Annotated in this window: 21 protein-coding genes; 15 read left to right on the forward strand and 6 right to left on the reverse strand. The window is 51.0% G+C overall.

Going from position 1 to position 23,774, the window contains the following annotated elements; genetic code table 11:
• From DA718_RS12410 to DA718_RS12460, 11 genes are all read left to right on the forward strand, one after another.
• On the forward strand, positions 1 to 831 hold the full coding sequence (locus DA718_RS12410; protein WP_167492759.1) for a glycyl-radical enzyme activating protein: 831 nt from the start codon (positions 1 to 3) through the stop codon (positions 829 to 831).
• A 19-nt stretch (positions 832 to 850) separates the two neighbouring features.
• Positions 851 to 3,280: a glycyl radical protein gene (locus DA718_RS12415; protein WP_112213508.1), complete on the forward strand. Its 2,430-nt coding sequence runs from the start codon at positions 851 to 853 to the stop codon at positions 3,278 to 3,280.
• A 266-nt stretch (positions 3,281 to 3,546) separates the two neighbouring features.
• Entirely contained in the window at positions 3,547 to 4,365 is an 819-nt protein-coding gene (locus tag DA718_RS12420) for a GntR family transcriptional regulator (RefSeq protein WP_112213492.1), read from the forward strand.
• Positions 4,366 to 4,567: 202 nt separating this feature from the next.
• The gene (gene deoC / locus DA718_RS12425) at positions 4,568 to 5,311 is read left to right on the forward strand and encodes a deoxyribose-phosphate aldolase (protein ID WP_112213493.1); all 744 of its coding nucleotides are present in this window, start codon (positions 4,568 to 4,570) and stop codon (positions 5,309 to 5,311) included.
• A gap of 64 nt (positions 5,312 to 5,375) precedes the next feature.
• A complete protein-coding gene (gene tal / locus DA718_RS12430; protein WP_130624369.1) occupies positions 5,376 to 6,326 on the forward strand; it encodes a transaldolase in 951 nt (316 codons plus the stop codon).
• 18 nt (positions 6,327 to 6,344) lie between these two features.
• Complete coding sequence (tkt, locus tag DA718_RS12435; RefSeq protein ID WP_130624371.1) at positions 6,345 to 8,351, forward strand: transketolase; 2,007 nt, start codon at positions 6,345 to 6,347, stop codon at positions 8,349 to 8,351.
• Between the two features lie 67 nt (positions 8,352 to 8,418).
• Positions 8,419 to 9,198 carry a YdcF family protein gene (locus DA718_RS12440; protein WP_227015996.1) on the forward strand — a complete coding sequence of 260 codons (780 nt, stop codon included), beginning with the start codon at positions 8,419 to 8,421 and terminating at the stop codon, positions 9,196 to 9,198.
• 607 nt (positions 9,199 to 9,805) lie between these two features.
• Positions 9,806 to 10,993 (forward strand): trans-sulfuration enzyme family protein, encoded by a 1,188-nt coding sequence (locus DA718_RS12445; protein WP_110273938.1) that lies wholly within the window; start codon positions 9,806 to 9,808, stop codon positions 10,991 to 10,993.
• Positions 10,986 to 12,404, forward strand: coding sequence for a Na+/H+ antiporter NhaC family protein (locus tag DA718_RS12450; protein WP_110273939.1), 1,419 nt, complete (start codon positions 10,986 to 10,988; stop codon positions 12,402 to 12,404). Before DA718_RS12445 ends, DA718_RS12450 begins: the two co-directional genes overlap by 8 nt.
• A 26-nt stretch (positions 12,405 to 12,430) precedes the next feature.
• Entirely contained in the window at positions 12,431 to 12,817 is a 387-nt protein-coding gene (locus tag DA718_RS12455) for a RidA family protein (RefSeq protein ID WP_110273940.1), read from the forward strand.
• A gap of 65 nt (positions 12,818 to 12,882) precedes the next feature.
• Positions 12,883 to 13,875, forward strand: a complete 993-nt coding sequence (locus DA718_RS12460; RefSeq protein WP_110273941.1) for a D-cysteine desulfhydrase — start codon at positions 12,883 to 12,885, stop codon at positions 13,873 to 13,875.
• A gap of 157 nt (positions 13,876 to 14,032) precedes the next feature.
• On the opposite strand, the gene DA718_RS12465 is transcribed toward DA718_RS12460, so the two are convergent.
• Together DA718_RS12465 and DA718_RS12470 are read right to left on the reverse strand one after the other, a co-directional pair.
• Complete coding sequence (locus DA718_RS12465; protein ID WP_112216989.1) at positions 14,033 to 15,343, reverse strand: L-cysteine desulfidase family protein; 1,311 nt, start codon at positions 15,341 to 15,343, stop codon at positions 14,033 to 14,035.
• A 282-nt stretch (positions 15,344 to 15,625) separates the two neighbouring features.
• Entirely contained in the window at positions 15,626 to 15,766 is a 141-nt protein-coding gene (locus DA718_RS12470) for a hypothetical protein (RefSeq protein ID WP_004102786.1), read from the reverse strand.
• Between the two features lie 369 nt (positions 15,767 to 16,135).
• Between DA718_RS12470 and DA718_RS12475 the strand changes: the two genes are divergently transcribed.
• The 3 genes from DA718_RS12475 to DA718_RS12485 all read left to right on the forward strand — a co-directional run bounded on the left by DA718_RS12475 (position 16,136) and on the right by DA718_RS12485 (position 20,532).
• Positions 16,136 to 17,047: a DUF535 family protein gene (locus tag DA718_RS12475; protein ID WP_112216990.1), complete on the forward strand. Its 912-nt coding sequence runs from the start codon at positions 16,136 to 16,138 to the stop codon at positions 17,045 to 17,047.
• A 326-nt stretch (positions 17,048 to 17,373) separates the two neighbouring features.
• Entirely contained in the window at positions 17,374 to 19,779 is a 2,406-nt protein-coding gene (locus DA718_RS12480; RefSeq protein ID WP_112216991.1) for a membrane-bound PQQ-dependent dehydrogenase, glucose/quinate/shikimate family, read from the forward strand.
• A gap of 240 nt (positions 19,780 to 20,019) precedes the next feature.
• A complete protein-coding gene (locus DA718_RS12485) occupies positions 20,020 to 20,532 on the forward strand; it encodes a DUF1543 domain-containing protein (RefSeq protein ID WP_112216992.1) in 513 nt (170 codons plus the stop codon).
• Positions 20,533 to 20,535: 3 nt separating this feature from the next.
• Here the strand turns inward: DA718_RS12485 and DA718_RS12490 are convergent, their stop codons facing one another.
• From DA718_RS12490 to DA718_RS12500, 3 genes are read right to left on the reverse strand one after another with little or no spacing between them, the layout of a single operon-like run.
• A complete protein-coding gene (locus tag DA718_RS12490; RefSeq protein ID WP_112216993.1) occupies positions 20,536 to 20,922 on the reverse strand; it encodes a GFA family protein in 387 nt (128 codons plus the stop codon).
• Positions 20,923 to 20,931: 9 nt separating this feature from the next.
• Entirely contained in the window at positions 20,932 to 21,570 is a 639-nt protein-coding gene (locus DA718_RS12495) for a CatA-like O-acetyltransferase, family 1 (protein WP_167492760.1), read from the reverse strand.
• A gap of 30 nt (positions 21,571 to 21,600) precedes the next feature.
• The gene (locus tag DA718_RS12500; protein WP_112216995.1) at positions 21,601 to 21,984 is read right to left on the reverse strand and encodes a VOC family protein; all 384 of its coding nucleotides are present in this window, start codon (positions 21,982 to 21,984) and stop codon (positions 21,601 to 21,603) included.
• A 91-nt stretch (positions 21,985 to 22,075) separates the two neighbouring features.
• Here DA718_RS12500 and DA718_RS12505 point away from each other — a divergent pair, with 91 nt between their 5' ends.
• On the forward strand, positions 22,076 to 22,846 hold the full coding sequence (locus DA718_RS12505; RefSeq protein ID WP_112216996.1) for a DeoR/GlpR family DNA-binding transcription regulator: 771 nt from the start codon (positions 22,076 to 22,078) through the stop codon (positions 22,844 to 22,846).
• Positions 22,847 to 22,891: 45 nt separating this feature from the next.
• Here DA718_RS12505 and DA718_RS12510 read toward each other — a convergent pair whose 3' ends face one another.
• On the reverse strand, positions 22,892 to 23,521 hold the full coding sequence (locus tag DA718_RS12510) for a LysE family translocator (protein WP_112216997.1): 630 nt from the start codon (positions 23,519 to 23,521) through the stop codon (positions 22,892 to 22,894).
• Positions 23,522 to 23,774 lie beyond the last annotated feature (253 nt).

Consider the following 23,774-nt stretch of genomic DNA (forward strand, 5'->3'; position numbering starts at 1 on the left):
ATGGAAACTAAAGCATTAATATCGACAATACAGGGATATGCGACGAAAGATGGACCTGGATTAAGATCAACGGTTTTCTTTGTTGGTTGTAATTTACGTTGCCTTTGGTGTTCTAACCCCGAGTTGATGTACCCAAATATTAAGACCATGTTCTTTAAAGAACGCTGCCATGGGACTTTTCAAACAAAAGAGGAATGTGAACTGATATACCCCGACGCGTTTGAAACGGTGGGGTATGAGATTACTGTTGATACTCTTTTGGAAAAATTACTGAGAGATAAGGTTTTCTTTGATGCCTCTGGTGGCGGTGTAACCTTGTCCGGTGGCGAGCCTGCGCTGTTTTATCCTTTTGTTATAGAGTTAGCCAGAAAGCTACGTGCCGCCGGGGTACATGTTGCTTTAGACACTGCGGGCCATTACTCAAGAGAACATGCGTTGGGGTTAGCCAAAGAATTTGATTTGTTTCTGTATGATATAAAAGCATTTGATAACCGTATTCATGAGAAGTGTACCGGTATCGGTAATCACCATGTCATTGAAAACTTGCGGTTAATTGCTGATGCGGGGACTGATGTTATTATTCGTTTGGTAATAATTCCAGGGCATAACGACGATTACTCTGATGTAATCAAGAGGATTGATTTTATTGCAGAACTGGGAAGCTCGATTAAACGCCTTGATATTCTTAGATATCATAATCTTGGCGCTGGTAAATACACTAGGTTAGGTCTTGTCAATCCAATATCAGATGATGCCGTCTGCGATGAAATGCTGATAAAGGATATTTATGACTATGCCTGTAGCAAAAATTTAAATGTACACGTTGAATAACAAAGTCATGGGAGAAATTATGAAAGACTTCCTGGAATTTAAAGTAATCAATCATGATGATATAGATCTGGCGAGAATTGATCGGTTAAGACATAAGATGCAAACAAGGCGCGCCAACATCTGTAGCGAAAGGGCCATACTCTATACTGAGTCATTTAAGCAGACAGAAGGTGAAGCATATATTTTGCGTAAAGCAAAAGCGTTTGCGCATACCTTAAAAAATATGTCGATTTATTTTGAAAAGGATAGTCTGATTTTCGGTAATCAGGCGAGCGCCAATTTTGCTGCGCCGATTTTCCCTGAATACTCATACCAGTGGGTAATTGATGAGCTGGATCAATTTGATAAACGCACCGGTGATATCTTCTATATCACAGAAGATGTTAAAGAGAAATTACGTAGCATTCAGGATTATTGGTTAGGGAAAACGCATGCCGATGAGGTCAAAAGGACTTCGCCGCAGAACATCGTCCTGGCAGAAAAACAGGGGGTTTTACATCGAGGGGGAATCTCGATGTCCGGCGATGGGCATATTGTTCCCGACCATGAAATGATTTTTAAATATGGCTTTCGCGGTTTAATCGACCAGGCAGCAGAAAAATTACGTCAACTGGCCCCGGAAGATGTGCAGCAAAGGCAATTCTATGAGGCGGCCATAATTACGCTTGAAGCAAGTCTTGAATTTATTAAAAGATACGGAAGACTTGCTTCCCAAGAGGCCGAAATTGAGCCTGATTCTCGGCGTGAGAAGGAACTTATCGCGATCGCCGAAATGTGCGAAACCTTACTTGAAAAGCCGGTTGAGCACTTCTATGAGGGTTGTCAGGCCTGCTATCTGGTACATATTCTGCAAATGATTGAGAGCAACGGTCACTCGTTCTGCTATGGTCGCTTTGATCAATATATGATCCCGCTCTATTTAAAAGATATTGCTGACCGTACCTTAACTCAGGAGAAGGCACTCGAAATCCTGACCCATCTATTCCTGATGAACAGTGGTAATAACAAGGTTCGTCCTTATGGACACACGAAGTTTTCGCAAGGTTATCCTCTTTATTCAAACCTGATGGTCGGCGGCAGAAAACGCGATGGACAGGATGGGACCAATGCGCTTTCTTATTTATGTATTGAAGCCATGAACCTGACGGCGATGGCCGAGCCAAACTTCTCGATGCGCTTTAACCAGGATACGCCGAAGGGGCTATTAAAACTCGCGGCCCGACTGATCAGAACCGGTTGTGGTATGCCGTCGATGTTCAATGATGAAGTGGCGGTGAAAGGGCTCGAAGACCTGGGGATACCAACCGAAGATGCCCTGGATTATTGCGCTATTGGATGCGTTGAAACCGGTGTACCGGGGAAATATGGCCATCGGGCCACCGGCATGACCTATGTTAACTGGGGCAAAATGCTGGAGCTGGTACTTAATAATGGTATGGATCCGGCTTCTGGGATACAGCTGATTAGCGTAAACGGCAAAGAAGGCAATAAAACAAATTACCAGTATTACGAACAGCTGTGGTCCGCATGGGAAACGTTGTTGAAATACTATTCGGATTTGGCGGTGGAGTGCGACGCTATCTGCGACCGTTCGCTGGCCGTTTATGATACATCGCCGTTTGCCTCCTGCTTTATTGACAACTGCCTGAAGCTGGGTAAAGCGCTTAAGGATGGCGGCTGCAAATATGATATTATTTCTCAATCTAACATTGGTCCAAGTGTAGTCGGCAATTCCCTGGCGGTTATCAAAAAACTGGTATTTGAAGAGAAAACCGTTTCCCTGGACGAAATAATGGCAGCCATGAATGCGGACTGGCAGGGGCAGGATGCCGAACGTATTTTGCGACTCGTGAAGAAAGTACCTAAGTTTGGTAATGATGATGATTATGTCGATATGATCGTTAAGGATGTTTTTGATTCCTATATCAAACTTCTGCCTCAGTACACGACGGAACGAACGGGGAAAGGGCCGGAAGTGAGCTGCTATACGATGTCGACAAGTAATATCACTTCCTATATCCCCAACGGGTTTGACGTCGGTGCAACGCCGGATGGTCGACGGGCGAAGACGCCGTTAAATGAGGGCTGTTCACCAACTCAGGGAACGGACACTCAGGGGCCGACAGCGGTTATCAATTCTGTGGCGAAACTGCCGAACGTTAAAGTTGCCGCTGGGCAGTTATTAAATATGCGCTTTTCGCCGGGTTCGCTGGCGGGTGAGGAAAATCTGGATAAATTCGTCTCGTTCCTCAGGGCGCTGGTGATGAAAGGCATTTACCACTGCCAGTTTAACGTTATTGATAGCAAGACGTTATTAGACGCTAAAGTGCACCCGGAAAACTATGCCGATCTGATTGTCCGGGTGGCAGGTTATTGCGCCCAGTACATCTCTTTAATGCCGGAAGCTCAGGACGCCATTATTGCGCGAACGACAAACCAGTGGCGTTAAGGGATTAGTGCCAGGTTTGAAGATCAATTAAACCGGGTGAAATTCCCGGTTTCAGACTGCTGAAAAAGTGCACCTCGCCAACATATCCCAGCAGCGGGGGGTGCTACCGAGTCTGCGAGAAATGCACCATAGTTGTTATCATGGTATTTGTCAGCCGCCGCCCAGCGGAAATACGCGCACTTTGTCTAAAATAGGTTCCGGTTTCCTGCCCGCGCCATGTATTGTATGATACGTATATGGCATATTTTTAACATGACAGGAAATCTATGGACACGGGACTCTATATCAAAGAGAACTTTCGCTTCAATGATGATGCCGGAACGTCAATGTACTCTCAACTCGCCTCTTTTATCCGGCATCAGGTTCGACTTGGCGTGTTCCGGGTGAATGATAAAATGGTGACTGAAAACGAACTGTGCGACATCCTGAAAATTAGCCGAACTACCGTCAGGCTGGCAATGAGCGAGCTGCTGGAAGAGGGGCTTATCGTTCGTCAGCGCGGGAAAGGTTCATTTATTGCCGACAAGAAAATTAACCGCAAATTAAACTCGCTGTATAATTTTACCGACAGCATGCGCGAGCAGGGAATTAAACCCCACTCGGTGGTGCTGCAATCCGCCGTTGTTGAAGCCGATGAGGTTGTCGCCAACAAATTAAATCTTCCGGAAGGACAGCGGAAAATCTTTCTGCTCAAGCGTGTTCGCTACGGCGATGATACACCTCTACTGCTTGAAACAACGGCGATTCCTTATAATCTTTGTCAGGGCATAGAGCAGCATGATTTTGAAGTGAGCTCACTCTATGACGTGCTGAAAAACCAGTATGGCCTGAATATCGCCCATGCGACGGAAAATATTGATGCTATCATCATTAATAAACCGGCGGCGCACCATCTACAGTGCCACGATAAAGTGATGGCGGGATATCAGATAGAACGTGTTTCCTTCCTCGAAACAGGGTTTGTCTTTGAATACACCACATCGGTAACCCGGGCCGATAAATGCAGTTTCAGGATCGATCTTTTCAATGCTAATCAGAATGCGGGCAAGTCGCGAATCGATTTTTCCCGTCAGCTAAAACGCTAGGGCCGCTCCGGCCCTTTCTTTTTCTCTGCCAATTATCTTCGTCATATATTCTGCGCTAACGCGCGGTGTGCTTCCATTTTTCACCTTTTCTCTCTCGCTCGTTGCAAAAATCTGATCTGGATCAACCCATAGGCAGTATCATATATTGCATAGTATGTATCATACAAATGAGACAAATGTACCACTTAAAAGGAACCATGCTATGAAACCGAATAAAAAAGCTGCTGATATGACCCCTGCTGAATTGGGCCAGTACATTGACCAGTCGGTGCTGAAACCTGAGTTTACCCTGCAAGAAGTCCGCAAATACATTCAGGAAGGGATTGATTACAAATGCAAAACGGTCTGCATTAACCCTGCGTACCTGGACGTTGCCCGAGAAATGTGTAAAGGCACGGGAACGGGTATTTGCGTCGTCTGCGACTTCCCATTTGGTGCATCTTCAACTGCATCCAAAGCGGCTCAGGCCGAGGTTATCTGCAATCAGGGCGATGTAGAAGACCTGGATATTGTCGCTAACTACGGCTTTATCCGTAGCGGCATGTGGGAAGAGTTTGAAAAGGATATTCGAGCGGTTGTAGACGTTGCTCATCGCCACGGCTCGCTGGTGAAAGTCATTTTCGAAACTGATGCGCTGACCGTCGAGCAGGTTGCAAAAGCGACAGAATACTCCTGCCGTGCCGGGGTTGATTTCGTGAAAACCTCAACCGGCTTCTATACCGGCGGGGAAAGCAAAGGGGCAACGCCTGAAATTATTGCCGTCATGATGAAGGCAGCAGAAGGTCGCTGCAAGGTCAAAGGCTCTGGTTGCATTCGCACCCGCGAACACTTCCTGCAACTGATTGATATGGGCATCGACCGGATGGGGATTGGCTACCGTTCCACTCCGGAAGTGCTGGGTCTGAGCACTCAGAGCAGCAGCGCCGATTCAAAAAGTTCCTACTGATTTAACGCCTGGGATGCTGCTGGCTTTCCCAGGCCTGTTTTACCTCTTACCCAGGACGATAATCATGAGCCAGTTAGACGAGCTGAAAAAATACACCACGGTTGTTGCCGATACCGGCGATATTGAATCGATTAAAAAGTTTGCCCCGCAGGATGCGACCACCAACCCTTCTCTGGTGCTCAAGGCCGCCCAGCTGCCGCAGTATCAGGCGCTGATTGCTGACGCTATCGGCAAAGCCCGTCAGCAGGGCGGCAGCGCACAAACGCAGCTGATTAACGCCTGCGATCAGGTGGCGGTGGATATCGGTAGCGAAGTGCTGCGCCACGTACCTGGGCGTATCTCGACAGAAGTCGATGCCCGATTTGCCTGGGATCGCGGTATGTGCGTGTCGAAAGCGCGCAAGCTTATCCAGATGTACGAAAAGAACGGCATTGGGCCGGAGCGTATCCTTATCAAACTTGCCGCCACCTGGGAGGGCATTCGCGCCGCCGAAGAGCTGGAGCAGAGCGGCATCAACTGCAACCTGACCCTGCTGTTCTCTTTTGCTCAAGCGAGGGCCTGCGCCGAAGCGGGCGTCTTTTTAATCTCGCCGTTTGTCGGGCGTATTTACGACTGGTATCAGAAAAATCAGCCGCAGGCGGAGTATCAGGTGGACCGCGATCCGGGCGTGGTTTCCGTGCGCCAGATTTACCAGTACTACAAATCCCACGGCTACGACACCGTGGTGATGGGGGCCAGCTTCCGCCGCATTGAGCAGATCCAGGCGCTGGCGGGCTGTGACCGTCTGACCATCTCCCCGGCGCTGCTTGATGAGCTGGCCGCCAGCGAAGGTGCGCTGACCCGTCAACTGGTGCCTGGTAACGTGACGGAAACCCGTCCCAGCCCGATGACCCAGGCGGAGTTCCTCTGGCAGCACCACCAGGATCCGATGGCGGTGGAAAAACTGGCTGAGGGGATCCGGCTGTTCGCCGTCGATCAGGTCAAACTGGAAAACCAGATTCAGCAGATGCTGTAAGGCGTGGGGAATATCCTGATGAACACAACGAATAATACCCGCCGCCTGTGCGCCAACGCGCTGCGTGCCCTGAGTATGGATGCGGTACAGAAAGCCAACTCCGGCCACCCCGGCGCGCCGATGGGGATGGCGGATATTGCGGAGGTCCTGTGGCGGGACTTCCTGCGGCACAACCCGAACAACCCGGCATGGGCCGATCGTGACCGCTTTATTCTCTCTAACGGTCACGGCTCGATGCTGATTTACAGCCTGCTGCATCTGACGGGCTACGATGTATCACTGAACGATTTGCAGAGCTTCCGCCAGCTGCATTCCAAAACGCCGGGCCATCCGGAAGTGGGTTACACCCCGGGTGTCGAAACCACCACCGGGCCACTGGGGCAGGGTATTGCCAATGCGGTGGGTATGGCGATTGCGGAGAAAACGCTGGCGGCGCAGTTCAACCGTCCGGGTCACGACATTGTTGACCACTTCACCTACGCCTTCATGGGCGACGGCTGCATGATGGAAGGTATCTCCCACGAGGTATGCTCCCTGGCCGGTACCCTGAAACTGGGCAAGCTGGTGGCGTTCTATGACGACAACGGCATCTCCATCGACGGTCACGTTGAAGGCTGGTTTACTGACGATACCGCGAAGCGTTTCGAAGCTTACGGCTGGCACGTTGTTCGTGGTGTAGACGGTCACGATGCTGACTCGATTAAACGCGCGGTGGAAGAAGCACGTGCTGTTACCGACAAACCGTCTCTGCTGATGTGCAAAACCATCATCGGTTTCGGTTCTCCGAACAAACAGGGCACCCACGACTCCCACGGCGCACCGCTGGGCGACGCGGAAATCGCGCTGACCCGCGAAGCACTCGGCTGGAAACACCCGGCCTTTGAAATCCCGTCTGATATCTATGCGCAGTGGGATGCGAAAGAAGCCGGTCAGGCGAAAGAAGCCTCCTGGAACGAGAAGTTCGCGGCTTATGCGAAAGCCTTCCCGCAGGAAGCGGCAGAATTCACCCGTCGTATGAAAGGCGATATGCCGTCTGACTTCGATGCGAAAGCGAATGAGTTCATCGCTAAGCTGCAGGCGAATCCGGCGAAAATCGCCAGCCGTAAAGCGTCCCAGAATGCCATCGAAGCCTTTGGCCCTCTGCTGCCGGAATTCCTCGGCGGCTCCGCTGACCTGGCACCGTCTAACCTGACCATCTGGTCTGGTTCTAAAGCGATTAACGAAGACGCCGCAGGCAACTACATCCACTACGGTGTGCGCGAGTTCGGTATGACCGCGATTGCCAACGGTATCTCGCTGCACGGCGGTTTCCTGCCGTACACCTCCACCTTCCTGATGTTCGTGGAATACGCCCGTAACGCGGTGCGTATGGCGGCTCTCATGAAGCAGCGTCAGGTGATGGTGTATACCCACGACTCCATCGGTCTGGGCGAAGACGGCCCGACTCACCAGCCGGTTGAGCAGGTGGCTTCCCTGCGCGTCACGCCAAACATGTCCACATGGCGTCCGTGTGACCAGGTTGAATCAGCTATCGCGTGGAAATACGGCGTTGAGCGTGCAGATGGCCCGACCGCGCTGATCCTCTCTCGTCAGAACCTGGCGCAGCAGGAGCGTACCGAAGAGCAGCTGGCGAACGTCGCCCGCGGTGGTTACGTGCTGAAAGATTGCGCTGGCCAGCCAGAGCTGATTTTCATCGCCACCGGTTCAGAAGTGGAGCTGGCTGTAGCCGCTTACGAAAAACTGACTGCCGAAGGCGTGAAGGCGCGCGTGGTTTCCATGCCGTCCACTGATGCATTCGACAAGCAGGATGCGGCTTACCGTGAAGCCGTGCTGCCGAAAGCCGTCTCTGCTCGCGTAGCCGTTGAAGCGGGCATCGCTGACTACTGGTTCAAATACGTGGGCCTGAACGGCGCGATCGTTGGTATGACCACCTTCGGTGAGTCTGCCCCGGCGGAACGGCTTTATCAGCATTTCAATATCACCGTTGAGAACGTCTATTCTCAGGCGAAAGCGCTGCTGAATTAACGATCTGGTCATTTAATTTTAATGCAGCCATACGCCATGGCTGCATTTGTCTTTCGAGCGAAAAGAGATGATGAAGCTAACCGACCCTGCGGTAAAAGACCTGAACACCATCGCTGACTGGCTTTCTGTTGATGATTTTTCAGCAGCCGATAACCTTCAGCCCGATATGCTGATTCTTGCGGGCCACGCGATCATGCCCAACATCGTCGGGGCGGTGAATTTTGCCGCCAATGCCGATATCCCGGTGATCTTCAGCGGCGGCATCGGTCATTCAACCGATTTACTGAGAGAGGCGGTGAAGTGCAATGCTTATATCGCCGCCTCGTTAAAGTATTCATTAAACGATAGCGAGGCCAGGATTCTGGCCGATATCGCGAAGATGGTTTTTGGTATCGGCGCGGATAAAATTTACCTTGAGGATAAGTCGACGAACTGCGGCCTGAATGCGCTATTCACCCGCAACCTGATCCAGCAAGAGAAGCTAACGGCACGGAATATCATCCTGGTCCAGGATCCGCTGATGCAGCGGCGTACGTGGGAATCGTTTCGCTTTTGCTGGCAGCAGCAAAATCTGGCGGCGAACTTTATTAACTGGCCTGTCTTTAAACCGAGACTTAAGCAGGTGAACGGGCGCTATATGATTACCGGAGGTCAGCTTCCTGGTGTTTGGGATCTGAACCGCTATATCTCTATGACGCTAGGCGAAGTCAAAAGACTGCGAGACGATGCTGGCGGATACGGGCCGAAGGGGGCTGGTTTTATTGGCCATGTTACCGTACCTGATGTGGTGGAAGAGGCGTGGCAGCGGCTCACATATTGCACCAATCTGGCCGGACTTGTGCGTTAAGCCCGCTGAAGAATTACGACGGTCATATTCTGTTTTTGCGCGGAAAGGGTAATCGTACCACGACCGATTACCCACATTTAAATAGGTTCTCCAGCAGACTCAATTCTGGCGTTATCCTCAGAAATACATTCTCCAGAACTGCTTTTCTCCTACATGGCGTCAACGATCTCGATGGCAATAGAGTCTCCGTCGATTATCGTTCGCTACACTCAGCGGAGCGTATCTGTTTCATCTGTAGCGATCTCGTATAAGGATGGTTACAAGGTGTAAAAGAGTGCATTTATTCCCTATTTTTTTGTGATTTAAATCACCATTTTAAATTGATATGTTATTTATCAGTGTGTTAGTGGTATCATGTTTTTGCGATCAGAGAACAATTTTCTCCATATTCGTCTGATTAGAGGGAAAATAGGTAAGATTTTCTTCCCCGCCTAATATACATTTTAACTGTGGTTGAAGGATGCAAATCACTATGTTGATGATGAAATGGCCATCTATTATCTGGCCATTACACGAAGTTTTGGCTGCTGTTTTATACGCCGGTTTTGCTAACCAAAAAATATAAGCTCACGATGTTTTATGACTAATAATAGTTTGAGTGTACCCTATGAAAAATAGAACTATAGATATTGCTACCTTGGCTGTTCATGCTGGAAATCAATCCGATCCGGTAAATAACGCTATATTTACCCCGATTGTGACCGCCAGCTCTTTTATTCAACCTAATCTTTATGAAGGCGGCGATTTTTGCTACTCCCGCGTTTCTAACCCAACACGCACAGCTTATGAGTCAGCGCTCGCGGAACTGGAAGCAGGTATTTATGCTACCGCCACCGCGTCTGGAATGGCGGCAACGAACATTGTTATGGAGTTACTGCCGAAGGATGCGCATATTATCGCGATGAAGGGCGTATATGGCGGCACCTGGCGACTGTTTGAAAAACTGAAAACGTTAACTACCGGGGCGACTATTTCCTATGTCGATCTTAATGATGAGGAGAGCCTTGTTAATAGTATCCAGGAGAATACGGCCTTAATCTGGATTGAAACGCCAACCAACCCATTACTGGAGTTGGTCGATATTGCAAAGGTTTGTCGTATTGCTAAAGAACACGCCATTATTACCTGCGTGGATAATACTTTCGCCAGCGCCTGGAATCATAAACCGCTTGAAATGGGCGCGGATATGGTGATGCTCTCGACCAGTAAATATATCGGCGGACATTCTGATTTAATTGGCGGCGCAGTCATCACCAATAGTGAAGCATTAGCTTCACGCCTCGACTTTATCAAAACCACCATTGGTTCTATTGCTTCACCCTTTGATGCCTATCTTGCCCTGCGTGGCATGAAAACGCTGGATCTGCGCATGGAACGTCAGTGCGGTAACGCGCTGCGCGTGGCGGAATATCTGGAGAACCATCCAGCGATTGCCAGCGTCTATTATCCTGGTTTGCCGTCGCACCCTCAGCATGAGCTGTGCAAGGCACAAATGCGTTCAGGCGGCGCTGTGGTGACCGCAACATTGAAGGGGGATCTCCAGAGCCTGAAACGCTTTATCGGCGGGTTGCACTATTTTGTGTTGGCGGAATCGCTGGGAGGGGTGGAAAGCATGATTAACCATTCGGCATCCATGTCCCACGGTTCGATGTCAAAAGAAGAGCGAGAAGCCATCGGGGTTTATGACACCACGCTGCGTTTTTCCGTCGGCATTGAACATATCGATGATCTGCTACAGGACCTGGACATTGCCTTCGCCGCTATGGACCTCACACAGGATAACCATCATGCATGATTATGGCATCTGGACGATTATTACCCCGCTGGTCACTATTATTCTGGCGATCCTGACCCGCCAGGTCATCCTCTCCCTGCTGACCGGTATTTTTGTCGGCTACGCGGTGATTAACCACAGTATTATCCAGGGGGTTGGCGGCACCCTGAACGGAATTATCGAAACATTCGCCTCCGCCGGTAATGCGCGAACGATTATTTTTATGGTGATGATCGGCGGCATTATGCGGCTGATCGTTGTCACTGGCGGCGTGCGCAAACTGGTGCAATTTCTCTCGGAGAAAAACGATTTTGTCACCAATAAGAAGTCGGTTCAGCTGCTGGCGATGGTGGTCACATCGTTAATTTTTATCGAAAGTTCGATTAACCAGCTCATTGCTGGTGCCTCGACTAAAAACCTTGCCCGGCGCTATAAAGTCTCGCCGGAAAAGATGTCCTATATTATCCAGACGTCCTGCGTCTCGGTCTGTTCATCGGTGATGATCAATGGCTGGGGGGCGGCAATGATGGGGGTTATCGGCGTACAGATTGCACAGGGTTATTTGACCGGTGAACCTTTTGAAGTATTGGCCAGCTCGATGGTCTGGAACACCATGGCCTGGTTTTCATTAGCCTCAGTGCTTTTTTACATCCTCTCTGGCTGTAGCTGGGGACCGATGAAAAAGGCTGAGATAAAATTTGAAACCGCATTAACGGAAATAGAGCAAGAGCATGGCGAAGAAGATGTGGACCCGGTTATTGATCACCCAGCATGTAATTCAATGCTTAACTTCTTTATTCCGATTCTATCCACAGTATTAATGGTGCCAGTGGTGCTGTATATCACCGGCGATGGACAGTTTTCCAAAGGCAGTGGTTCCATGTCGGTCTATTCCGGCGTGATGTTCGGTACCGTGGTTTCTTTTATCTGGTTCAGAGTGCGCGGTATTCTCAACGTTGAGAACTTTTTCAAAGAGCTGTATATCGGCTATGCCAGCATGGTCAAAATTAGCTCAATTATGATTCTGGCCTTCCTGATGGGGCATATTTCGGCGGAACTGAATACCGGGCAGTATATTGCCTCGATTACCTCCGGCGTTATTCCATCCGGTTTCTCGATTGGCTTTATCTTCCTGATTGCAGCGGTGATGTCGCTGGCGACGGGCACCTCCTGGGGAACCTTCGCTATTATGATCCCGATTGGCGTCCAACTGGGCGTGTCATTAGGTATTGACCCGCATTTTATGATCGGTGCGGCTATTTCCGGTTCAATTTTCGGCGACATGACTTCACCTATCTCCAGTGACGCTATCGTCGCATCGATGGCGACCAACTGCGACCATATTGAACATATCCGCACCCAGATGCCTTATGCACTGGTGACGGGAAGTCTGGCGCTAATTGTCTATTTAATTGTTGGGTTCACCCTCTAACGCTAAACATGATTTAAGGATTGACGATGACTAAGATTATTACGACTGAACAGGCTCCGGAAGCGATTGGCCCTTATATTCAGGGGGCGCGAACCGGTAATTTCATTTTTACTTCGGGCCAGTTGCCGATTAATCCGCAAACCGGAAATATTCCGGAGTGCGCTGAAGGTCAAACCCGCCAGAGCCTGGAGAATGTTCAGGCGATTATCGAAGCCGGTGGGCTTACGGTTGGTAATATTTGCAAGGTCACTATTTTTGTCAAAGACCTGAACGAGTTTGCCGCGATTAATAATGCCTATGCTGAATTTTTTACTCAGCGCAATGCCTCTTTCCCGGCGCGCTCTTGCGTGGAAGTCGCCCGGTTGCCAAAAGACGTCAAAGTGGAAATTGAAGCCGTGGCCTCGCAGAGCTAATCGAGCATCAATAAGACTCTACGGCGGCTGATGGCCGCCGTTTTTTTTGAGAAAGGATAGTGTCTATGTCCATAAAAGAGTTTTTGAATACGTTACCGCGCGTAGAGTTGGTCGGTGGCGTTACGCCTGTTCAGCATCTGAAGCGGCTGTCGGAATATTTACAGCGCGATATCTATATTAAACGCGATGATGTTTCACATCTTGGTATGGGCGGCAATAAGCTCAGAAAGCTGGAGTTTCTGGCGGCCGATGCCCTCAGTAAAGGCTGCGATACACTGGTGACTGCCGGGGCGATTCAGTCCAACCATGTGCGTCAGACCGCCGCCGTGGCCGCACATTTAGGACTGAAATGCGCAGCGTTGCTGGAAAATCCAATTCAAACTACAGAATCCAACTATCTCTACAACGGTAACCATCTGTTGTTTAGTCTGATGGGCTGCCAGATTGAAATGGTTGATGAGCTTAATGACCCGGATGCGCAGTTGCAGGCGCTTAGCGACCAGCTTTCGGCAAAAGGTGCGAAACCCTATATTGTCCCCGTTGGCGGCTCGAATGCGCTGGGTTCATTGGGCTACGTTGATTGCGCTTTAGAAATCGCTGAACAGTGCGACCAGATGAGCCTCAATGTTCAGTCCGTCGTGGTGCCATCAGGGAGCGCGGGGACGCATGCCGGATTGGCGGTGGGGTTTGCTTACTGCCAACCTGATATGAAGGTCATAGGGGTAACTGTTTCTCGCCAGGTCGGCGATCAACAGCCTAAGGTTGAGAAGCTGCAGCGCGAATTATCCGCTATGTTGAAGGTCGAATCACTGTCGCCGTTGGCGCTATGGGATGACTACTTCGCGCCGCGTTACGGGATGCCGAACACTGAAGGGATGCACGCGGTGGAGTTGCTGGCGCGGCTGGAAGGGATCATGTTAGATCCGGTTTATACCGGCAAGGCAATGGCTGGTTTGATTGATGGCGTGAAAAGGTCGCGGTTCGTCGGTAACGGTCCGGTGATGTTTATTCATACCGGTGGTGCTCCGGCGCTGTTTGCCTATTATCCTCACGTTTAGTTTACAGCTTTAAACATGAGTTCGAACCACCCTGATGCCAGCGGGCAGGGGTGGTTTTTTTATGCGTAATCGCAGGGAGATAAAGCGAGAGTAGGCACTTTTGCCGGGCTGCGGTTGACACCTTGCCCGGACGATAGGTTAGTCTCGAGTAGACAGCTTAATAACGTTTATGCGCCATGATTTCGATGATTTGCCGGTCGGTATGCTGCATGGCGCGTCCGGCTATATCACAAAGGTTGCGGATGGAATTTTCCACGTCGCGCTCAACAATTCCGTCATTCCCCGAGACCACCGAGTTATCCAGCGCCAGCAAAATGGCTTTCCAGGCAGAAGAGATACTGGTCGATACTTTCATTGAACAACTGCTGGAAGCGCCATCGCAAATCATGCCGCTGACGTCGCCAATCATGTTATTCACTGCCATGGCGATATTGTCAAAGCTGCCGTCCATTAACCAGATAATCCCCGCCGCAGCGCCCATCCCGGCGGTGGTGGTCGCGCACAGCGCCGATAGCCTCGGGAGTTTGCAATGGATATAGATAGCCACCAGATGTGAAAGCGCCAGCGCGCGGGCCAACTGCTGCTGGCTGGCATTGAGACGTTCGGCAGCCACCACTACCGGCATGGTGGCGGTGATCCCCTGGTTGCCGGAGCCGGAATTTGTCATTGCAGGTAGCGTCGCGCCGCCCATTCTGGCATCTGACGCGGCGCTAGTTCGGTAGAGGATCTCGGTAAAAATGTCGTCGGAAACGAGCCCCTTATCGACCTGGCGTTTGAGCGTTGGGCCGATGTGCAGGCCCCAGTCTTTAGACAGGCCTTTCTTCGACAGGGCGTTGTTCATTGAGCCGGCGTCGAGAATAAAGTCGAGCTCTTCACAAGGAACGACGCTCACGAAGTCATAAATGTCGCGCAGTGAACTGTGGGCGAGCCGTTCCAGCGGATTGATGATGTCGTCACTGACCCGGCTTTCATCTTTGATAAACAAAGGCTGACCCATTTTTTCAATCGAAATTACGTTGGTGTGGTCGCCAACAATGGTGACCGTGGTGTGCTGATCCCCGGCGTAGACTCTGGCGCGAACGTAGAGTATTTCATCACAGGGATCCTGTAATACCACGCGCACAGCTCCGACTTCTAACAACGCTCTGGCGGCATCAATTTCCCGTTGGGTGGTTTTTTTCAGCACTTCGAGCTTTGCCTGAGGATCGCCGGCGATAGCGCCCAGGGCGGCCGCGATGGGCAGGCCGGTCATTCCGGTACCCGGGATAGTCACGCCCATACCGTTTTTCATTAAATTCGGTGATACCGCAACTTCAATACGCACAATCGCGCCGGACAGCTGCTGCGCCGCGACGGCACAGGCGAGGGCGACCGAGACCGGTTCGGTGCATCCTAAAGCGGGTTTAACTTCCTGTTTCAGAGCATTAATGAAGATATTCCATTTAACGCGGCTTTCCCGGTGTGACATGACTGAGCCTCTGGGTCGGTACAGAAAAGTTCCGTCGAGCAATGGCGTGATTTCTCGACGTTGATGTGCGCCTGTGGGGCGCGTTTGTCAATGCGACCGGCAGGAACGATAGTGGGAATATTAGCGCACTCGGCAGAGAAAAAAGTTGCTAGTTAAGTCTGTAAAACAGAGGATTCGGAGGAAATTTTTCTTCTTATTGGCGAACAATAGAAGTTTTTTTACTGTGTCCGATCCGGCGATAGGGGGAGATAAATAAAACCGGCAGGGCTGCCGGTTTTGCAATTAGATTTTGCAGGCGTCGCCGCAGTCGTCATCGGCAACGATTGCCTGGGCTTTTTTGTCAGCATCTTCAAGACGTTCAGCGTTACGCTCTTGCGCTTCTTCCAGGCCGCTAAAAACCAGGTTGTCGAGATCAATTTCCATGAGTTACCCATTTAAGTTCAGTTTTGACCGTAAGCAAGTATAGGTAAATCGGTCAGCGGATGCACCCGGCGTGAGCGTGGACAGCACATACCGGTAAGCGCTGGCGCTATTTGATGCAGTTTAAACGGATAAAAATAGCTGGACGATCGCCAATGATAATTGATAACCAGATATCAATTACTAGAACACAATACCCTAAATAATTCGAGTTGCAGGACAAGGCACTCGTGCCTTGAACAGCACATGCAGCTTGAAGTATGACGGGGATATTTATTAAACGAAACGACAACGAATGTTGGTTTAAACATTGACTTGCGGGGATTATGTTAATATTGCTGCGGTTATGGATGTATCTATGGATCTTAGTCAATGGTATCGACAACAGCAGTAGCCGCCATCAAAGAATGGCGGAAAAATAATAAAGTCATTTGTCATTTTAAACTCAAATATAAAAAGGTATTACGTAAATGCAGAGAGATACCTTTAACCGGAGGTAAATACAAGGAATATCAGGCTCTATGTGAAAAATACGCTTGTTCTAAATTAACCGGTGCAACGAAGGGGCTGGTTAGCTTTGAGGATAAACCCTTTAAAGCTTATCTAAACAAGAAAATGTCAAAAAGGGCGAAGCTCGACATCGCTTATGGCGCTTTGAATTTTATAGAGAAAACCTTCCACCCTGAGGTATTGCCGCAGCTGTATGATGTGGCGGCGTTTGGTCGTTCGATGATCGCCATTCCCCTGAAAAACGGCTCCAGTATTGAAGTGAAGCTGCTGGCGTCGCCTTTTCAGGAAGAAGGGGAACTGATGCTATTAATGTTCCTGGACGATAAACGCGTTTACAGCATCTGTTTTTCCTGTACCGAAGATGGCCGTGCCTATATCGGCGGTATTCAGGGAGGGAAAGATATTGATAATGAAGAGGTCAAAGTACTGACCAAAGAACTTTATGGTACTCGACCGAAAAATTTAATTATCACTCTGCTGTATGGTTTTTTAGCACATTATAATATCAACGACATTTATGCTATCGACAGCCATTACCATGTTAAGTGTGACAGAGTAAAAACCAGCTATTCTGAGCTGTGGCTGGAAATAGGCGGCGTGAAGCATCATCGCGGCTGGTATAAATTACCGCCGACTGAGATAAAGAAAAGCCTGGAAGAGGTTAAGAGCAAGCATCGTAGTCAGTTTATCAAGCGAGAAGGCTTGAAAGAGCTGGCGCAGCTGGATCTTGCCACTTCACTACGCGAGATTGGCGTGAGTCAGCACGCGAGTTAAACGTTGAGGTTCAATTGCCGGCCAGCAGGGGGCTGCTGGTCGGCAAGTCTTTCATCATCGCCGTCTCCTCTTCATTTCGATACTCCCTCATAGCGCTTAAAACTGTTTTGACTATCAACTTACTTTTATAAATTAAAAAATTTTAAACATTTCATGCTGTATAATTTTACATAACATTTACAAATGCATATGATTTATTACGTTCTTCGCTCTGGTCTTGAGCGTCCAACCAACATGATATGTGGTCCGTGCTTTTATCATCTTGATAACGCACTGTTTAAAATAAATGTTTTGGTTTTTTCGACTGACGTCGTATGGGATGAAATATGGACGAACGACAAGGTAGCGGGAGAGGGATTTTCTTCACCATCTACCGGTTACTCTTTGTACTCCTAAGCTTTGGCATAGGGCTCTTTTTCACTATCTGGGGCGGCAAACTCCTCTCTCTTGGCGGTAGCGCCTGGTATCTGCTAGCCGGTGTGGCTTATCTGCTTATCGCCATCGGCTTTATCACCCGCAGTAAATATGTTCTCCCTTTCGCTATTCTGACTTTCCTGTTAACCCTGTGCTGGGCACTGTATGAAGTGCAGTTCAGCTACTGGGGTCTGATCCCGCGGCTGGTGGTTCCGGCGCTAATGCTGATGCTGGCGCTGTGGCTAGCGACCACGCTGCCGGTGAAACGCGCTCGGGTGCGCTACGCCAACTGGAGCGCGTCGGCGATTTTCCTCATACTGCTGGCGACGCTGGTATCGGCGTTTTACCCGCATGGTGGCATTCATAACGGCGTGGTAAAAGCGAGTAATGACAAAACGCCAGCGCTGGCGTCGAAAAGCGATAACTGGGAATTCTTTGGTCGCGATGCGTCCGGTACCCGCTTCGCGCCGTACGATGACATCACCCCAGAGAACGTCAAAAACCTGAAGGTGGCCTGGACATACCACACCGGACGACGTCTTACCGGTGCCGGGATTGGCGTCGATGAAAATACTCCGCTGCAAATTGGCGACACGCTGTACTCTTGCACGCCGCTAAACGTTGTCACCGCACTGGATGCGGATACTGGCAAACCGCGCTGGCGTTTTGACCCACAGGCGCAGACCGCCGAACACGTGACCTGCCGCGGTGTGGGTTATTACGATGTGCAGAGCGACGATTCGCTGAGCGCGGAAGAGAAGGCCAGCCCGGCGTTACAGCAGTGCCCGCAGCGTATTCTGATCTCTACCGTTGATGCACGCCTGATCGCGCTGAACGCCAAAACCGGCGAATTGTGCGATGACTTTGGCGACCACGGCAGCGTTGATCTGAAACAGGGCATGGACAATACCGAAAACAGCAAACGCTACCACCCTACCTCAACGCCGGTGATCATGGGGCACATTGCGGTGCTTGGCGGTTGGGTGCGTGATATTGTGCACGGCGAGCCGTCTGGCGTGGTGCGCGCGTTTGACGTGCGTACCGGTAAAGTAGTCTGGGCCTGGGACGTGGGCCAGCCGGAAAACATTACCGACCCGGAAAAAGGTCGTGTCTACACCCTCGAAACGCCGAACGTCTGGACGGTGCCGGGTTTTGATAAAGAGCTGAACCTGATTTATCTACCAACCGGTAACGGTCCACCGGATTACTGGGGCGGCGATCGCAACGAGGCTAAAGAGAAATACGGCTCATCCGTCGTGGCGGTAGATGCCAGCACCGGGGAGACAAAGTGGGTCTTTCAGACCGTGCATCACGATATCTGGGACTATGACCTGCCATCGCAGCCGGTGCTGTTTCATATGAAAAACGACAAGGGCGAAGAGATTCCGGTTCTGATCCAGACCACCAAAACCGGGCAGATTTACGTCCTTGACCGTCGGACGGGCAAGCCGGTGACCCGCGTGGAAGAGCTTCCTGTTGCTCACGATGGCGCAGAAGGTGAACATCTCTCGGCGACTCAACCGTTCTCCACCGGAATGCCGCAGTTGGGCGTTGAACCGCTGACTGAGAAATCGATGTGGGGCGTCACACCGTTTGATCAGTTGATGTGCCGTATTGACTTCAAAGAATCGACGTATCTGGGGATGTACACTCCGCCGTCAGAGAAGCCCTATATTGAATGGCCTAGCCTGCTGGGCGGTATGAACTGGGGTGGCATCACCATCGATGAGCGTACCGGTACGCTGTTCGTCAATGACATGCGGATGCCGTTGAGAATGTCTCTGGTGCGCCAGGAAGATATGGCGAAATACAAAGTCTCCACCGATGAAGTTCCGGGCTTTATGGGCACCGTGCGTCCGCAGGTTGCCGGGCCTTACGGCGGCGTGCGGATCGACATTCTGCAATCGGCGCTGGGCGTGCCGTGCAATACGCCGCCGTTTGGCACCATGAGCGCGATTGACCTCAATACCCGTCAGTTGATGTGGCAGGTGCCGATGGGGTCGGTTGAGGATACCGGTCCGCTGGGCCTGAAAACGCATCTGCATATTCCACTGGGTATGCCAACGCTGGGCGGCCCGACTTCTACCGCTTCCGGGCTGGTATTTTTTGCCGGGACTCAGGATAACTACCTGCGCGCGCTGGATTCATCGACCGGTAAAGAGCTGTGGCGCACCCGCCTGCCGGTAGGTGCCGTGGCGGCTCCGCTTATCTATAAGTCACCGAAGACCGGGAAAGAGTATGTGGTGATCTCCGCAGGCGGCGCCAGCCACTCGCCGGACGTTGGCGATGATATTATCGCTTACGCGCTGGAAGAGTAGGCTACGTTTCTCCTTTATTGCATGATTTCATGATTGCATGAGCAAAACCGCTCCTTAGTGGGCGGTTTCACACTCTTTGGCGGCTCCTCTGGCTGTTGCACTAACATTTCTGCCGGGTGGCGGCTGACGCCTTACCCAGCCTACAAACCCTCCTTTGCTCTGCTTCATGTTACTGACAGGTTGCTGAATATTTCGTTATGTAGTCTTATATATATCGAATCGTTTTTCAGGGAGCGTAATGTGAGTTTGTTTATGTTTTATGTTGGTGGCAATGCAGGGAAATCGAATATTGAAGTACATGATATTCAGTTTGTGGTGGCAGAGACGCCAGAGGCGGCCTGGCCCGCGTTACGTCAGGCGTGGTTTGGTGATGCGGATAAAATTCATGTTGATGGCTACAGCCGTATTAGCTGGGCTGATGGTTATGACGTGACGCTGGCAAAAGAACCGTCATCCAGTGATGTGAAGTTATTTTTTGTGAATGCTGGTGGCTATCGCCCGGACACGCTGGCGGAGTTACATGAATTCGATCTTTTCGTCGCACATGATGTGAAAGACGCGAAGCACAAAGCGTTGCAAAAGCTGCTTTGTGGCGTCGAGCAGCAGCATAAAGACAATCTTAAAGAAGTGGATGATTGCCTACTGTTGGAAAAGGTTGGCGACTGGTATCTCCATCTCACGCCCAACGCCAAAGGTGTGGCTCCGAAACCAGAATGGCAGGGCTACCAGCCGATTGGCCTGGTAGCCGGTTAATCATTATTCGGCATCAGGGCATATCTGCCGCCACCATGACGGCTTCATGTCCTCAAATGAGTGGAACTCAGGGGCAAAGATTTTATCATTAGGCTGGTCGAACACGCCGGTCAGCAGGGCGATAACCGGGCCGTCATCAATGGCCCCCAGTGAACTGCCGCAACGCGGGCAAAAGGCGCGGCAGGTGTTCTGTGACGATCGCCATGCTGCTGGCGTGCCGCCATCGCCGGTCCAGTTGACGTCTTTGGCTGTGAACTCCAGCCACACTGCCGTCTGAGCACCGGTATGTTTCTGACACATATCGCAAGAACAGCTGTGCGGGCTGACTGGGTTAACGGCGCTGAAGCGAATATAGCCGCACAGGCAGCCGCCGGTTAGCGTTTTGCTCATCATGTCCCTCTATTGTGGCTGCCACAGCGTGTCGGGTTCAGCAAAGCCTTCTTCCACTCGTGCGAAGAAGCGGCTGGCGTGCAGGCCGTCGATAAAAGCATGATTAAACTTGCCTGCTACCGGGATAATGCCGTTTTTTAGCTTACCCCAGGTGAGGGCGGGAACCGCCGCGCCGACATAGTATTCAGCGTGGGTAATCGCGCTGAAATGCAGCCACGGCAGGCAGCTGGCGCAGAAAAAGTTCTCGCCTTTGACAATTAGCGGAGCCGGCGCGGTGTGTTTGGCGGCATTAATGCTCGGCGTCGCTGCCCGGCTGAAGGTGCTAAAATCGGCGGCGTTGTCGCACCATACCTGGCGGAACCCTTCCTGAGCGGTCATCACCGGCGTCATCACCGCCAGTTCATCATATTCGATAATATCGTCGCCCAGCAGGCGCTGTTTAAGCTGTGGTACCCCGTTTGCCGCGCGAATCAGCGCATAGAGTGCCAGTTGGAAGAAAGAGACGTCGCGGTCTTTTGCGCACTCGTATAACCGCTGTGCTTCTAAGGGTACGCAGAGGTTAAAACTGGGATTGGCAAAACCGCGATAAAAATCAAAATGATCTTTTCGCGGCCAGCTTTGTTTATCTATCACGCGATAGTGGGCCACGGGCATCTCCTTTTTAGCATTTGTCCCACACTATGCGACGATTTCAACCAGGTTGCCATCAGGGTCTTTGATAACCGCTTCGTAATAACCGTCGCCGGTAGTACGCGGAGCAGAGACCAGGATACCTTGCGCCTCGGCGCGTTTAGCCAGCGCATCGACTCTTTGCGCGCCGTCAACGCTTATCGCCAGATGAACCCAGCCGGTGTGGTTATTATCCGGTTTCAGCTCGCTAAGACCCGGTTTGGTCATCAGTTCAATGGCAATATCATCACCGATTTTGACAAAGTAAGATTCAAACCCGAGGTTAGTCTGGCTGCAATACTTTTCATTTATTTCGCCTTCAAAGAACGACACCCAAAAACGGGCCTGTTGCTCAAGCTGGCGGGTCCATAGGGCGATATGGGCAATTTTCATTTCAAACCTCTTCACACGGTGTGTTGACAGTCAGGGACAGAATGCACGATCATGCACTTTGTTGCTCGATAAAGATTTACCAGGAGTTATTGTGCTCGATTATGCTGCTTTCCCTAAACAACGACAAGCGTTGATTTGCCAGATCCTGCAAGAAAACGGTAGGGTGGTTTGCGCTGAGCTGGCCAGCCGTCTGAGCGTATCAGAACACACAATTCGCCGTGATTTACATGAACTTAGCAAAGAGGGTTTTTGCAAGAAGGTTTACGGTGGGGCGGTTATGACTCTGCCTGAGTCGGGAGACTACAGCGAGCGCAAGGATAAGAATACGGCGATAAAAAGCAGAATCGCGCAGAAGTGCGCAAGGCTGGTTAAGCCCGGCGGCTGCATTTTTATCGATACCGGCACCACTAATCTGGCGATGGCGGAGGCGCTGCCTGTTGAGCTGGCGCTAACGGTAGTGACCAATTCTCCGGAGATCGCCGCGGTGCTGCTCAAGAAACCACTGTATGACGTGGTGATGCTGGGCGGCCAGATCCAACGGGCTACCGGCGGCTGCGTGGGGGCATCCGCCGTGGCGCAGATCCAGGGGATGTTGTTTGACCAGGGCTTTATCGGCGGCTGCGCGATGGCTCCGGAGTCTGGTCTCACGGGATTTGATTTTCCCGACTGCGAGTTTAAAAAAGCGGTTATTAAGCAGTGCAGCGAAATCATCGTGGGCCTGACTTCTGATAAGATCCCCGCGGTGGCGCGCTTTGTGGTGGTCGAAAGCGGCGACATTGATGTGCTGGTGGTGGAAGAGAATGTTAGTCGTGAATATAGCGATGCGTTCCGCGAGCACGATATTCGTATTTACACCGTTTAAGTGGGAAGCGCTAGCCCGAGCAGCGAGTGCGCTCGGGCCATGAGGTTATTTCGACAGCGAAGTCGCTATCAGGCGCAATCCCAGCGCACCCAATACCGTGGCGGTGACGATATCGATTTTGTGCTTCAGACGCAGATAGACGCTGCGCGGTCGGGAGGAAGAGAGCACCAGGGCCACCAGTGAATACCAACTGACATCAATCAGAAAGCTCATCAGCGGTACGATATAGTAAAAGGCTACAGGGATGCGCTCTGGCAGCAGGGCGGTAAAAATAGAGGCGAAGACCAGCGCCGTTTTCGGGTTGCTGAGCTGGGTATAGAGACCGTCACGGAAGGTTTTCAACAGCGAATGTTCTGCCGCTATGCCCCCGGCGGTGAAGTCCATTGGCTGTGCCGCGCTGCGAAAGATTTTATAGCCTAACCACAATAGATACAGGCCACCGGCAACCTTCAGGCCGATAAACATCTCTGGTACCGCCGTCAAAAACTTCTGTAGACCCATCATTGCCATAATCGAAAAGATAGCTGCGCCGGTACCGGTCCCCAGTGCGGTGACCAGGCCATGAAGGCGTGAACGGGCCACCGCGTTGCGGGCGACATAAATAAAGCTCGGTCCTGGGCTTATCACGCCCACGATAAGGACTGCGGCAATGGCCATCAGGCTGGATAAAAACATAAACGCTCCCGATTAATGTTTAGTGCTGAAGTCATCAATGACCTTCGCTCATCATTGTTTTCTAGTGAAAAAATAAACAATCTTTACCGCAATGTCACCACGCTTGCATGGGCCGACAAAAATGGTGGTTGTTTTCCCGGAGGCGGTGCTGTACACCTGTCCGGGCTACGGGCCCGCAGACGTCGTTGATCCTATAGGTCAGTTCAAGCACTCGCCGCTACTTGGTAAAATACGGGGCCGGTCTTCAAAATCG

The sequence above is a fragment of the Klebsiella huaxiensis genome, from assembly GCF_003261575.2.
Lineage (GTDB): Bacteria > Pseudomonadota > Gammaproteobacteria > Enterobacterales > Enterobacteriaceae > Klebsiella > Klebsiella huaxiensis.

Bases quoted from the DNA above. Each gene is read 5' to 3' on its own strand.
- DA718_RS12410 (WP_167492759.1), top strand. From the start codon at position 1: ATGGAAACTAAAGCATTAATATCGACAATACAGGGATATGCGACGAAA.
- DA718_RS12415 (WP_112213508.1), top strand. From the start codon at position 851: ATGAAAGACTTCCTGGAATTTAAAGTAATCAATCATGATGATATAGAT.
- DA718_RS12420 (WP_112213492.1), top strand. From the start codon at position 3,547: ATGGACACGGGACTCTATATCAAAGAGAACTTTCGCTTCAATGATGAT.
- deoC (WP_112213493.1), top strand. From the start codon at position 4,568: ATGAAACCGAATAAAAAAGCTGCTGATATGACCCCTGCTGAATTGGGC.
- tal (WP_130624369.1), top strand. From the start codon at position 5,376: ATGAGCCAGTTAGACGAGCTGAAAAAATACACCACGGTTGTTGCCGAT.
- tkt (WP_130624371.1), top strand. From the start codon at position 6,345: ATGAACACAACGAATAATACCCGCCGCCTGTGCGCCAACGCGCTGCGT.
- DA718_RS12440 (WP_227015996.1), top strand. From the start codon at position 8,419: ATGATGAAGCTAACCGACCCTGCGGTAAAAGACCTGAACACCATCGCT.
- DA718_RS12445 (WP_110273938.1), top strand. From the start codon at position 9,806: ATGAAAAATAGAACTATAGATATTGCTACCTTGGCTGTTCATGCTGGA.
- DA718_RS12450 (WP_110273939.1), top strand. From the start codon at position 10,986: ATGCATGATTATGGCATCTGGACGATTATTACCCCGCTGGTCACTATT.
- DA718_RS12455 (WP_110273940.1), top strand. From the start codon at position 12,431: ATGACTAAGATTATTACGACTGAACAGGCTCCGGAAGCGATTGGCCCT.
- DA718_RS12460 (WP_110273941.1), top strand. From the start codon at position 12,883: ATGTCCATAAAAGAGTTTTTGAATACGTTACCGCGCGTAGAGTTGGTC.
- DA718_RS12465 (WP_112216989.1), bottom strand. From the start codon at position 15,343: ATGTCACACCGGGAAAGCCGCGTTAAATGGAATATCTTCATTAATGCT.
- DA718_RS12470 (WP_004102786.1), bottom strand. From the start codon at position 15,766: ATGGAAATTGATCTCGACAACCTGGTTTTTAGCGGCCTGGAAGAAGCG.
- DA718_RS12475 (WP_112216990.1), top strand. From the start codon at position 16,136: ATGGTATCGACAACAGCAGTAGCCGCCATCAAAGAATGGCGGAAAAAT.
- DA718_RS12480 (WP_112216991.1), top strand. From the start codon at position 17,374: ATGGACGAACGACAAGGTAGCGGGAGAGGGATTTTCTTCACCATCTAC.
- DA718_RS12490 (WP_112216993.1), bottom strand. From the start codon at position 20,922: ATGAGCAAAACGCTAACCGGCGGCTGCCTGTGCGGCTATATTCGCTTC.
- DA718_RS12500 (WP_112216995.1), bottom strand. From the start codon at position 21,984: ATGAAAATTGCCCATATCGCCCTATGGACCCGCCAGCTTGAGCAACAG.
- DA718_RS12510 (WP_112216997.1), bottom strand. From the start codon at position 23,521: ATGTTTTTATCCAGCCTGATGGCCATTGCCGCAGTCCTTATCGTGGGC.